The sequence below is a fragment of the Natrinema caseinilyticum genome (assembly GCF_024227435.1).
Classification (GTDB): domain Archaea; phylum Halobacteriota; class Halobacteria; order Halobacteriales; family Natrialbaceae; genus Natrinema; species Natrinema caseinilyticum.
The window spans coordinates 1,727,423-1,740,087 of the sequence record NZ_CP100445.1 but is presented as its reverse complement, the minus strand read 5'-3'; the positions used below and the strand labels follow the sequence as shown (position 1 = coordinate 1,740,087).

Sequence of the window (12,665 nt, the reverse complement as noted above, 5' to 3'; positions counted from 1 at the left end):
TCGATACGACCTGTTACTCGGCTCGATTCCGGTCGCTTTCGCAGCCGCCTATAGTCGTCTTTGAAACGATTTACTCACCGCTCGCAGTGAAGCGGCCAGCGAAGACTCGCTGGCCGCGAATTCGCGATCGGGGTGCGCATTGACTTTCAAAGTCTACTATACCTCGTCGGCCACGCGCTGGGGCTTCCGCTCGAGGCGACTGTACTCGGTGGTGTCGCCATCGCGGCACTCGCCATGCTCGACGGGCTATTCTTCCGGCCGCCGCCGGGGCTCCGGGGAACGTGCACCGCGTTCCGTCCCACCTCACTTTTATCCACCCGCCTCGGGTAGAAACGTTTGCCCACTGGGCCCCCATCGCCACCGCTAAAACCATCGGGCCCGCTGGTTTCGATATGGAGTATCACGAGGCCGCAGACTTCTGTTTCGATCTGCGGCGGTTCCGCCCGAAGCCGGGCACGGAGTCGACGGCTCGGCTCCTGGCCCACCTCGAGGACCCACACGCTGACGTCGATTTCGTTCAGATAGCCGGTTCCAACGGGAAAGGGAGTACGGCCCGAATGCTCGAGCGGGTTCTGCGGGAAGCCGGGTATTCTGTCGGCCTCTACACGTCGCCACACCTCGAGGACCTGCGCGAGCGGATTCGCGTCGACGGTCGGAAAATTCCGCGGGCGGCCGTCTGTGACTTCGTCGAGTCCGCCCGCGAATACATCACGGATCGCGCGGCCGACGGGGAGTCTCCCACGTTCTTCGAGACGATGACCGCCATGGCCCTGTGGCAGTTCGGCCGCGAAGACGTCGACGTCGCCGTCCTCGAGGTCGGTATCGGCGGCAAGTACGACGCCACGAGCGTCGTCGACCCGACCGCGAGCGCGGTGACGAGCGTGACGCTCGAACACACGGGCATTCTGGGCGACACCGAGGCCGAAATCGCACGCGACAAAGCCCACGTCTCCCCCGACGACGTCCCGCTGGTGACCGGCGTCACCGGCGCCCCGCTCGAGGCGGTCCGGGACGTGGCCGGCGAGGTCGTGACCGTCGGGACCGCGACGGACGAAACCGAGCCGAACGAGGGTGTAAGCGCCGGGGATTCGACGCCCGGGCCGGACGTCCGCGTCGCCTACGGCGGGCGGACGAACCACACCGAAGCCGCCGTTTCGATCGTGGCTGACGGCTGGGACGTCGAGACCCGGATTCCACTGCTGGGCGAGCATCAGGCCGTCAACGCCGGCATCGCCGCCGCGCTCGCGGCCCAGATCGGCGACGTCTCGGACGCGCACCTCGAGCGTGGACTCCGAAGCGCCTTCTGGCCGGGCCGATTCGAGGTGATGAACACGGAGCCGCTGGTCGTGTTAGACGGGGCGCACAACCCGGGCGCCTGCGAGCGCCTCGCCGAAACGCTCGACACCTACGACTACGACCGCCTCCACGTCGTCTTCGGTGCGATGCACGACAAGGACCACCGCGCGATGATCGACGCGCTCCCGACGCCGGACGCGGTCGTCACGACCGACCCGTCTCTCGATCGCGCCGAAGATCCCGCCGTCCTGGCAGCGGCGTTTGACGACGCCGGTGCAGTTTCGATCCGGGTCGAGGCTGCGGTTCAAGACGCCCTCGCGACCGCACTCGATGCGGCCGAACGCGACGACTGTCTCCTCGTCACCGGCTCCCTGTTCACGGTCGCGGAGGCCCGCTCGCGGTGGACCCGAACCGACGTTCCAAAGCGCGTCCGCGACCTCTCGGACGCTCGGGAGGCGCTCGAGGACGCGAACGTCGCCGCTGGCGATGTCGAGCGCCTGGACGGGGACGCCGTCCACCGGGTCGTCAGGACGGTACTCCGCGATCGGCAGGCCACGGTTCTCAAGGCGGAACTGCTCCGGCTCGGCGGCGAGTGCGCCCTCTCCGGCCTCGAGCGGGACGACGAGGCCGTCGACGCCGTCCTGATGGGCACGCTCACGCAGTTCGAGGCCCTCGTCGAGCGGCTCGAGGCCCGCGCTCGACCACACGGGCTGACCGACGTCGCTCGGGAATTACGGGACGTTCTCGAGCGGGACGCCGGCGCGATCGATGGCGACGGCGCTGACGGCGCTGACGGCGTGGACGACTCGCGACGAGCGACCGGGACCCGCTCGCGGGGAGTGTCCCGCTCGGACGCCGACCGGGCGGCCGGCGGGAGCGAGGCCGCGTTTCCCTGGACGGACCGAACGGCGGTAATGGGCATTTTGAACGTCACTCCCGACAGCTTCCACGACGGCGGCCGGTACGACGCCGTCGAGGACGCGGTGGCTCGCGCCGAGTCGATGGTCGAAGCGGACGTCGACGTGATCGACGTCGGCGGCGAGTCGACGCGGCCGGGGGCGGCCCCCGTCCCGATCGACGAGGAACTGGACCGCGTCGTGCCGGTGATCGATCGCATCGCCGACCTGGACGCGCAGATTTCGGTCGACACCCGCCGGGCCGCCGTCGCCGACGCGGCGCTCGAGGCCGGTGCCGACATCATCAACGACGTCTCCGGGCTCGAAGATCCCGAGATGCGCTTCGTCGCCGCCGAGCACGATGCGGGGCTGGTGGTGATGCACAGTATCGATGCGCCGGTCGTACCCGATCGCGATATCCAGTACGACGACGTCGTCGCGGACGTCATCGATCGCCTCTCCGAACGGGTGTTGCTGGCCGAGAAGGCCGGCCTGGACCGCGAGCGTATCATCGTCGATCCCGGTATCGGCTTCGGGAAGTCGTCGGCCGAAAGCTTCGAACTGCTCGACCGAATCGACGAGTTTCACGCGCTCGGATGCCCAGTGCTGTTCGGGCACTCCCACAAAAGCATGTTCGCCCGGGTCGGGCGGGATCACGGCGAGCGGCTCGAGGCGACCGTCGCGGCCACCGCACTCGCGGCCGACCGCGGTGCCGACATCGTCCGCGTCCACGACGTTCCGGAGAACGTCGCCGCGGTCCGGACGGCGCTTTCGGCGCGCGACCCCGAGCGGTTCGACTGGACCGCTTAATCCGACGCGTTTTCGACCATCACCTCGGTCGCTTTGATTACTGCGTTGACGTCGTCACCCTCGTCGATTCCGAGTCGCTCCACGGAGTCGCTCGTTATCACCGCCGTGACGGTCTGTCCCCCGTCCGTCTCGATCTCGATGTCGGCCATGATTCCGTCCGTCTCGAGCGACCGTACGGTTCCCTGGAGTCGATTGCGAGCACTGAGTGCCATACGAGGTTCCACCGCGATGAGCGAGTTATAACTCGTTGCCGGCACGCGCAACACGACGGTTCCGGTCCGGTTCTCGCCCGCCGCCCGTCACCTGTCATCCGTTGCCCGTCATCCGTTACCCGTCACCCATCACCCGACGTCCCGCCGTCCGACGCGTCCGTCGCCGGTCCACACCCCAGCGATCGATGCGGACAGTATCGACAGTGATCGCCCGCTGTCGTCTCCGTGAACGAGGGGTCGTCGACCGCCTCGAGCGTCTCGAGGACGGTTTCCCACGACGGAAGCTCGTCGGTCGCGAAGAGGTCGATTCGGGGGCCCTCGACGTCGCCGACGTAGACGTAGCCGACGGCCGCGATCGGTTCGTCGAACCGGTCAGCACAGGCCCGACGGTAGAGCGCGAGCTGGACCGCGTCGTCGGGAGCGATCCGTTCGGCGGTGGTCTTGTAATCCAGCACTGCGAGGCCGCCGTCGGGGAGTCGTCGGACCGTGTCGACGACGCCGACGACGGTTCCCGCCACGCCGGCTACGTCCTCGAGCGAGAACGGCAGTTCCGCGGCCAGCGGCTCCCAGTCGGCGACCGGCCGGTCGAACGCGGGTGCCGTCGCTTCGAAGTAGCGGTCGACGCACGCGAGAACGGATTCGCGGTGGGCGAGCAGGTCACGCGCGGTGAGCTGTCGAACGGCTGCGTCGCGCCACGCGTCTCGAGTCTCGTCGTTCCGGTGGAACGCCTCCTCTGCGACGTCGTGGAAGACGGTGCCGACGATTCGCGCCGCCGTCTCGCCGCTCGATACTGGGGTCCCGCCGTTCGTGCTCGTCGTCTCGCCACGGCCTCCCGTCGGCTCGAGCGGATCGTCGATCGCGCGGACGACGTGATCGAGGTAGTGCTTCCGGGGGCAGGTCTCGTGGGTGTCGATCGCGGAGTAGCTGTGGCGCATCGCGACCGGAACGTCGGTCGCCGACGCGAGCGTCTCGACCGGGAACCGAACGGTGTCGGTCGTCAGTGCGGACGGCTGGCGGCCGCTTGGAACCGGCGTGAGCGGGGTTCCGGTGCCACGTTCGTCGCTTCGCAGTTGTCCGCCGGCGTGGCTCGCCGCGTCGGCCGCCGCCAACAGCGTTCCGTCGCGAAGCAGCCGACCCAATCGGTGCGCGGTTTCGATCGCGCGGCGGGTCTCGAGCGGTTCGACGGGGCGGTCTCCGTGGTCCGCATAGTAGGTGATCGTCCCCGGACGAACGCCCGCCGAAGCGGCGATTTCGTCCGTGCGGTCGACGACGGTCTCGGGATAGGTCTCTCGAACCCGTTCGAAACTCTCGGTCAGCGACGACCAGAGGTCCATCCGCTGGCCGGTGACCGACCACTCGATGTCGGTCGCCAGGCACGCTTCCGCGGTCGAGGCGGCGAGTTGCTCCTCGTCGCCGTCGTACTCGTAATCCGATCCGAAGACGAACAGGTGGTTTTCGGCCCGCGTGAGCGCGACGTGAAGCACCCGCCACTCCTCGCTGACCCGCTCGGCGGACAGATCGGCGAGCAGCGGAGACGTGACGTCCTCGTCGAGCGTGGCGGCTAACAGCCCGTAGCGCGCTCGCTCGACGTAATCCCCGTCGACGCACCACTCCTCGTCGGAGAGGTATGGAACGAGGACGGTGTCGAACTCGAGGCCCTTGGCCTGGTGGACCGTCATGACGTCGACGCTGTCGGCGGATCGGGTCCCGCGGGTGCGGTCGCTCCCGCCGCTTCGCAGCGTCTGTGCGAGCGCCTCGACGAACTCCGTCGAGAGCGACTGGACGACGCCATCGGAATCGTACGCCTCGACGAATCGCTCGAGGCGGTCGAATTCGGCCCGTTCCTCGCTCGAGCAGAACCACTCGATTCGAGTGAGCTCTCGGAACCGGCGGACGAACCCCGAGAGCGGGTAGACGTCCCGGAACCGCTCGAGCGCAGCGAGGTGGTCTCGAGCCCGCTCGACGCTGTCCGGCCGCTCGAGTCGATCCGGCCGTCCGTCCGCCTCGGTCGCTTCGCCCGTCGTCGTCTCCGCGTTCATCACTGCCTCGTACAGCGAGCCGTCCCGCGCGTGAAGCGTCCGCAGATCGCCTTCGGTGAGCCGGTAGCGGTAGAGGAGCACGCGCCGGAGGTGTGCATCGGCGTCCGGGTCGACGAGCACCCGGAGGTACGAGAGGACCGTCTGCATCCCCGGGGAAATCTCTCCCCGCGGCGAGCCGGATATCTCGTGGGGTATCTGCAGTTCCCGGAGTTCGTCCGCGATCGTCTGTGCGTGACGGTTTGTCCGGACGATGACGGCGATATCGCCCAGCGACCGCCGAGGAACGTTCTCGGCTGCGCCGTTCAACAGCCGTGAGACAGTCGTCGCCACCTGTTCGGCCGTCGACTGAGCCACCCCCTCGCTTTCGATCTTGACCACGCGGTCCGGCGGCTCGTCCTCGTCGTACGTTCCGGGCGTCCGCCCGTCCTCGCGAAGCGTCTTCGAGGCCTGGGGTCCGTAATCACACCCGTTCGTCAGGTCGAGAATCTCCTGTCTCGAGCGAAAGTTGAGCTCGAGTTCGATCGCTTCGTGGTCGTCGGAGGCGTCGGCCAGTCTATCCAGTCCCTCGCGGTCGGTGCCGCGCCAGCCGTATATCGCCTGATCCTTGTCGCCGATCGCGAGCAGATCCGGCCGGTCGCGGCCGTCCGTGAGTCGAGTGAGCAGTGCGAACTGCGTCCTGTCGGTGTCCTGGAATTCGTCGCAGTAGACCTGCGTCCACTGGCCGGTGATCTCGTCCGCGATCGAGTCGTCCGCCAGTAGTTCGGTCGCCGTCCGCACCAGTTCGTCGAAGTCCATCGTCCGCTCGGCCGCGAGGTGCTCGTGGTAGTCAGCGTAGACGTCGGCGTAGTGACGTGCCAGCCGGAGGAACTCGACGTACTGTTTCAGGCGGCCGAACGGGGTCTGTTCGATTCTGTTCGTGGCCCGTCCCCAGATTTCGTTGCCGAACAGCGCCCGCGGCAGGTGCTTCGTGCTCGGGTCCTCGAGCGTGAGCGCCTCGATGGTGTTCGTGACGCACTGTTGCAGGACTCTGAGGTAGCGATCCACGTCGCGAACCACCGCCTCGTCGCGGAAGGCCGCCGGCGCCTCGGCGATCTTCTCCCGGCAGTACGAGATGAGTTTGCCGTAGTCGACCAGCGACTCCCGGGCGCCGTCTACGTGTTCGTCCCGATTGAAGTACCGGAGCGCCTCGTTGTCGAACGACAGTTCCTCCGCCGCGGTTCGTTCGAGCCACAGGACGAACTCGTTGCACAGTTCGAGCGTTCGAACCGGCGGCAGGCCGTCCCGTAGTTGGTCGGGCGTGATGTTCTCCCGGCTCATCGCCCGAATGAATCGATCGACCGACGCGGCGAGGTCGGCCGGCGAACCGTCGTCGCGGGTCGCCGCGGCCGCGAACTCGTAGTCGGTTTCGGCGAGCAGCCGTCCGATGATCCGCCGGCGGGTTCGCTCGGTGACGACGTCGAATTCCGGCGAGTATCCCAGGTAGTACGCGTACTCGCGGACGAGCCGGTAACAGAACGAGTGGTAGGTGAAGACGTCGATCGCTGCCGCGTCGTCGGGGTCGAGTCGCTCGGTGATCGCCGTGCGGATGCTCGCGGCGGCCTCGTTCGCGAACGTCAAGACGAGAACGTCGTCCGGCTCGACCGCGCCCCGGTCGATCGCTCGCTCGAGGCGAACGAGCATCGTCGTCGTCTTTCCCGTTCCGGCACCCGCGTCGACCGAGGTACACGTCGCGGCGCTGTCGATGACGGCCTGCTGGTTTCCCTTGGGCTCGACGTCGGACGGGGACGCCGGCTCGGCGGGGCGGTCCGGTCGTGAGTCCTCAGCCATCGAAGCGAACCTCCCGTGCGAGGTACTCCTGACAGCAGACGGTGTAGCCGCAGTTCGGACAGGCGTTCGCTTCGATCTCCGCCCACCGCCCGGCGGGATCGAACGACTCCGAGACGAGGGTGGCCGCGACCGATGCGAGCCGACTGTCGACGGTTTCGTTTCGATGGTCGTGGGTCATGCCGAACGTGTGGTGGTCGACGTAGACGTCGGTCAGATCGACGACCTCGAGGCTCGTCTCGACCGCGTTCTGGATCCAGTTCACCGACAACGTGGATCGGTCGGCCAGCGGAACCTGGACGTATCGACAGGTGCGATCGGCGAGGTCGTGTCGCTCGCGGAAGCCGCGCAGTCCGTCGAGGACGACGGCAGTCTCGAAGAGCGCTCCCACCGGGTCCGGTTCGAAGACGTCCGTCTCGCCCGCGAAGTGGTCGGTAAAGCGGGTCGCGACGTCACCGTCCCAGTCGGACCGGTAGCGGAGGTGTCCGAGCGGCGCGAGCGTGGGGACGAACCGGACGCCGACGATCGACGACCCGTCGCTCGTGACGTAGTCGACCGTCGCGTCTATCGTCACCGTCTCCGCTGCAGGGTCCGTTTCCGTGGTCCGCGCTGTCTCCCCCGGTTCCGTCAGGTCGATCGTGCTCGAGAGCGACAGCCCCGGCCCCGTCAGTTCGTCGCGGGGTGTCGCGGCGGCCAATCGCTCGATTCCCGCGGCGTGGTCGGTCCCCACGTGGTGGACGTAGGCGTCGACCGTCGCCTCGAGGACGCGCCGTTCGTGGCGTCGCTGGGCGACGGAGTGGAAGCGCTCGTCGTGATCCGACCAGAGGCTCGCGAGTCGGTCGCGGGCGACGGTCTCGAGGCCCTCGCGATTCGTTTCGCCGCTTCGGAGCCCATCACAGAGCGCGGTTCGCAACAGATCGACGCGCTCTTCGACCGTCCCCTCGTCGTCACGGCCCTCGAGTCCGTCGACGTGGGCGAACTCGTACCGACGAGGGCAGTGCAGGGCGGTCCGGATCCCGTCGACGGAGAGCGACGCGACGCTCGAGTCGGCCTCAGCCATCGCGTACCACCTCGCCCGCGGCGAACTCGAACTGCGAGCGGACCGCCTCGACGAGTTCTTCGTCGACGTCGCCGTCTTCGAGGACGACCGCGATTTCCTCGAACAGCCCCTCCGTCTCGCCGAGGTCGGCCGCTCCGCCGGTGCTGGCCTCGCGAAGCACCCGCTCGAGTTCGCCGCGGGGCTGGTCGAGCAGCGCCTCGAGCGCGTTCGTCTCGCCGTGAATCGCCGCGTCCGCGTGGGCGTCGACGTCCTCGAGTTCCAATCCGGGGACCGATTCGATCAGTTTCAGGTAGCGCGACTGGTCGTAGGTTCGGCGCAGACCGCCGGCACCGCGCTCGTACGAGCAACAGTAGAGGACGCGCTCGGCCGCGCGGGACCCGAGCGCGAGCCGTCGGCGGGACCGCTGGGCGTGGTAGGCCTCGAACGGGTCGCCGACGGCGGCCGCGTCGATCGGTTCGAACGTCTCGGTGACCTCGTCGACGGTCGGGTCGGTGACCGCGGGGTACGCCGTCATCTCGCGGAGCCACGCCGTCGGAAAGAGCTGCGTGAGGAACTGCTCGCCCGGATAGGTCTCGTCGATCAGATCGAGCAGGAACACCGCGTTCCGCGAGTCGTACTTCAGATCGTCGACGGCACAGACGGCGACGCCGCCCGTCGGCGGCGTGGTCTCTACCGCGTGGACGTACGGTGCATCGTACTGGATGGTCCGGCGCAGCATTCGGTGTAATCCCTGCCAATCCGGACCGACGAGGTCCGTCTCCTCGACGAACTGGGCGATTTCCAGCACGCGCCGGACGCCCTCGTACTGTTCGCGAGCGTCGACCCAGTCCTCCTCGCGGGCGATACGCCCCTTCAGATCCGTGTTGCTGATCCATCGCTCGAGCGAACGTCGGACGCTCGCCCCGTCGGTTTTCTCGAGCAGCGCCGAGGAGAACGCCGGGACTCGCGTCCGAAGCCGGTCCATCGCCCGCTCTACCGGTTCGCTCGCGTCGCCCGCGGGGTTTGCGGGCTCGATCCGCGCGCTCCAGTTACCATCGCGCTCGCGTTCGCGCTGGATCGTGACGACCGCGTAGAGTTCGTTCACCGCGGGGTCTTCCGCGAGCGAGGGGGTTCCGATCGTGGCGGTCGGCACGCCGGTTTCCCGGAGCCGTCGTCTCGTCTGTGGGACCCGTTCGATCCGCGGAACCGCCACGGCGAATTCGTCGAAGGACCAGCCGCGGCGGTCCCGAAGCGACTGGATTTCGGTGGCGACCGCACGGACCTGTTCGCGGGCGGTTCCGGTGTGGATGCGTCTGGCCCGTCCGATCGGATCGGCGGCCCTGGCGTTCTCGACTGGTCGCTCGGTTTCGTCTTCGGCGTCCGTCGCCCGGTCCGGTGACCGGCCCGTAGCGAGAAACGCCGTTATCGGTCGGTGCGGCGGGGTCTCCCCGCGGTCGGTCGCGTCGGACTCGCGCACCTCGACGTCGAGGCCCGCCGCGCTCGCGGTCGCGGCGACCCCGCCTGGTTCGATGCGTGTTCGCTCGACGCTGGCGTGGCGCTCGCCGAAGCAGACGAGTTCGGCGTCGTCGGTCAGCGCGGCGAGATACCGGCGGTCGAGCCCGCGGTACTCCTCGAACTCGACGGCGAGGACGGCGTCGAACGAGGCGGCAGTGCGGCTTCGGAGTCCGTCCGCGTCCGCCTCGAGCAACGCGACGGCCTGCGGGATCACGTCCGCCCGCTCGACGTAGCCGCGGTCGTCGATTTCCGCGTGGAACCGGTCGTTCATCGCGTACAGGAAGGCCAGACAGTCGTGGGGATCCTCGAGATCCTCGAGACGAATCCCCTGGCGGGTCGCCTCGAGCAACAGTTGTCCGACGTCGCGAGCGAAACTCTCGTGGTCGGCGGCGCCTCGGAGGTACGCCGGCACCGTCCGACTGGCGCCGTCGATAACGAGCGAAATGAGCTCGATCCGTTCTTCGTACTCGAGGCGGGACAGCGTCGGATCGTACTCCTCGACGAACTTCGAGGCGTGTTCGGGCAGCGACTCGACGCGGGGCGAGCGCGCCACGCCGTCGGTCCGCTCGCGGTCGGCGTCGGCCAGCGCCGCGGATACCGACTCGAGGCCCGCCGGATGCCGCTTCAGGACCAGCACGTTTCGCGGCCCGTACTCGTCGACGAGGTCGGCGTACTCCGCCGCGATCGCCGCGAACACGTCCGTACTCTGTGCCGGTGCGGGAAGGAGCACACACGTTCCCTCGAGGGTGGGCGGCGACGAGATCATCGATTGATACGTCACCGAGTATTGCGGAGTTGGTATTTAAATGTGGGCACCTTCGTGGGGGTCGTGTTCAGATCCGCTGATTCCATGCGAAGGCGAGTGCTCGCGACCACTCGTCAGCAGTTTCTTTCCGAGCGTGTCTGAAACAGTTCGGGAACGACGAGATTTGTCGTTTTACCTCTCGAAAGACACTTCCGGCGCTATTCCGATTTCCAGCTGGTTCGTATCCGAAATCGAGGCCGTGTTGCTGGCAGGCCTCTTTTAGCGGAACCACACCATCGACGTGGAACACGGTGTCATCGACGTCGTGTTTCTCACGCGACTCGTGAAAGAATCCGTGTGCAATACCGTTGGTCCTCGTCGGCTCGAGCGGTGTCTGGAGTAATTCGTTCGACTCGGAATCGACGGCGGCGTCCGGCCGATAGTTCTCGTCGTCGAGGCGGCTCACCGGCTCGTCGACCGCAACCTGATCCGGGCTTCGTCCCTCCTCGGGCTGCCGATCGGCCCCGTGTATCCGGTTTCACACGGTCGAGCGAGATCGTCCGACACCGAATTACTCAATAGCTGAAACAATATTTGAAATTGATAGTTGGGGGAGAAATCGCTGAAGACTGCGCTTCATCAACGGTCGGGGTGTTTCTTCTCGCTCCACGAACCTTCGCTCGATCCCGTCCAACCAACCGTCGACGCGGGCGTCTCCTGGCACAGGACACGAGAAAACCGCTTCGCCTCGTCTTTCAACCGTATCTGAACACCGCTGCCGCGACCCGAACAGCTATCCGGGCCGCTGACAGGTCACCAGTATGGCGACCTACGGTCCCAACGACACGGTATCGCTCGCAATCGACGACGGCGTCGCCGAGATTCGGCTCGAAGACCCTGATCGATACAACGTCTTCTCACCCAGGCTGTCGGAGGACCTTCTGGCCCACTTCGAGGAGGTCGGGGATCGGGAAGACGTCTCGGCGGTCGCGCTCACCGCCGAGGGCTCCACCTTCTGTGCCGGACTCGACCTCGACATCGTGCAGGGCGACGACCCGGCCGCGCTCGACGCACTCCGGCAGAACCTCGGTGCCGCCAGGAACTGGCTCTCCGAGAGCACGCTCCCAGTTGTCACGGGGGCGACCGGTGCGGCACCCGGCGCGGGGGCCATCCTCCTCGCGCGCTCGGACATCCGCGTGGTGGGTGAGGACGTCGGCATCTGGTGGCCGGAGAACCAGCTCGGAATGAAGGCGTACGGGGAGGCGGTCTTTCTCGTCTCGGCCCTCGGCGCACCGAAGGCGACCGAGACCATCCTCATGGGTGACGAGGCGAAGCTCACCGCAGAGGAGGCGCACACGCTCGGGCTCGTCAACCGGGTCGTCCCCGCCGAGGACGTGGACGACACCGTCCGCGAGATGGCCGGCGTCATCGCCGAATACGACCGCCAGCACGGGCTCACGAGCGAGTACATGCAGGCCATCCAGCACGCGCGCCGCGAGGAGAACGGTGCCAGCCAGGTGTACGCCGCACAGCTCGAGCGGTCGCTGAACGTCGACTGACCCGCCGGACGGTAGTGTTCGGCTGATGGGACTGGAGGGATCGGTGTTCGGCGTATCCGAATCGCCGTTCGACCGGCGCGTTCGTGTCGGCGGACCTGAGCCAACAACCCTTATAGTGTATAACCAATACCATTCGGTATGGAGGATATTTTCGTCGCTCGAGTCATGTCCACGACGGTGCACACCGTGACACCGGACACGCTCGTCGAAACGGCCGCCCAGGTGATGCTCGACAAGGGAATCGGTTCGGTCGTCGTCGTCGACGACGACAACCGACTCGAGGGGATACTGACGACGACGGACTTCGTCCGGATCGTCTCCGAGCGACAGCCGAAAGATCAGACGCCGGTTTCGACGTACATGAGTACGGACGTGATCACGACCTCGGCACAGGATCGCATTCGAGACGCGGCGGACACGATGGTCGATCACGACTTCCACCACATCCCCGTGGTCGACGACGAGGAAGGCGTCATCGGGATGGTCACGACGTCCGATCTGGCCGGCTACCTCTCGCGCGTTCAGGCGCCGAGTCCCAGCGAGTAGGCGGTGCGATTCGGACGCCGGTTTTCGAGACCCCGACGACGAAGCGGTCGTCGTAGCCGGTCCCACGTTCGGAACGCCCGTGACAGCGAACCGAATCGTTTCGGCCGCAGTCACGCCGTCTCGAGCGCTCGAGACCGGCGAGTAACGGTCCGCGCTCCTCGTCTCCCCGACCGGTCGGTTCGTC

The 12,665-nt window shown here is 67.1% G+C and carries 8 protein-coding genes and 1 pseudogene; 4 read left to right on the top strand and 5 right to left on the bottom strand.

What is annotated here, in order from left to right:
• The first annotated feature begins 132 nt into the window (after window positions 1-132).
• Window positions 133-330, top strand: a complete 198-nt coding sequence (locus tag NJT13_RS23665; protein ID WP_484549611.1) for a DUF8015 family protein — start codon at window positions 133-135, stop codon at window positions 328-330.
• Window positions 331-392: 62 nt separating this feature from the next.
• Complete coding sequence (folP, locus tag NJT13_RS08510; protein ID WP_254525126.1) at window positions 393-3,002, top strand: dihydropteroate synthase; 2,610 nt, start codon at window positions 393-395, stop codon at window positions 3,000-3,002.
• Here the strand turns inward: folP and NJT13_RS08505 are convergent.
• The 5 genes and pseudogenes from NJT13_RS08505 to NJT13_RS08485 all read right to left on the bottom strand — a co-directional run bounded on the left by NJT13_RS08505 (window position 2,999) and on the right by NJT13_RS08485 (window position 11,100).
• Entirely contained in the window at window positions 2,999-3,214 is a 216-nt protein-coding gene (locus NJT13_RS08505; protein WP_254525125.1) for a TOBE domain-containing protein, read from the bottom strand. The two genes, folP and NJT13_RS08505, sit on opposite strands and share 4 nt — an antisense overlap.
• A 122-nt stretch (window positions 3,215-3,336) precedes the next feature.
• Window positions 3,337-7,080, bottom strand: coding sequence for a UvrD-helicase domain-containing protein (locus NJT13_RS08500; protein ID WP_254525124.1), 3,744 nt, complete (start codon window positions 7,078-7,080; stop codon window positions 3,337-3,339).
• Window positions 7,073-8,137: a PD-(D/E)XK nuclease family protein gene (locus tag NJT13_RS08495; protein ID WP_254525123.1), complete on the bottom strand. Its 1,065-nt coding sequence runs from the start codon at window positions 8,135-8,137 to the stop codon at window positions 7,073-7,075. Before NJT13_RS08495 ends, NJT13_RS08500 begins: the two co-directional genes overlap by 8 nt.
• Window positions 8,130-10,397, bottom strand: a complete 2,268-nt coding sequence (locus NJT13_RS08490) for a PD-(D/E)XK nuclease family protein (protein WP_254525427.1) — start codon at window positions 10,395-10,397, stop codon at window positions 8,130-8,132. Before NJT13_RS08490 ends, NJT13_RS08495 begins: the two co-directional genes overlap by 8 nt.
• A 67-nt stretch (window positions 10,398-10,464) precedes the next feature.
• Window positions 10,465-11,100, bottom strand: a pseudogene (locus NJT13_RS08485) (transposase domain-containing protein).
• Window positions 11,101-11,197: 97 nt separating this feature from the next.
• On the opposite strand from NJT13_RS08485, the gene NJT13_RS08480 reads away from it, so the two are divergent.
• Complete coding sequence (locus NJT13_RS08480; RefSeq protein WP_254525122.1) at window positions 11,198-11,935, top strand: enoyl-CoA hydratase/isomerase family protein; 738 nt, start codon at window positions 11,198-11,200, stop codon at window positions 11,933-11,935.
• A 138-nt stretch (window positions 11,936-12,073) separates the two neighbouring features.
• Window positions 12,074-12,481: a CBS domain-containing protein gene (locus NJT13_RS08475; RefSeq protein WP_254525121.1), complete on the top strand. Its 408-nt coding sequence runs from the start codon at window positions 12,074-12,076 to the stop codon at window positions 12,479-12,481.
• The last annotated feature ends 184 nt before the right edge of the window (window positions 12,482-12,665 follow it).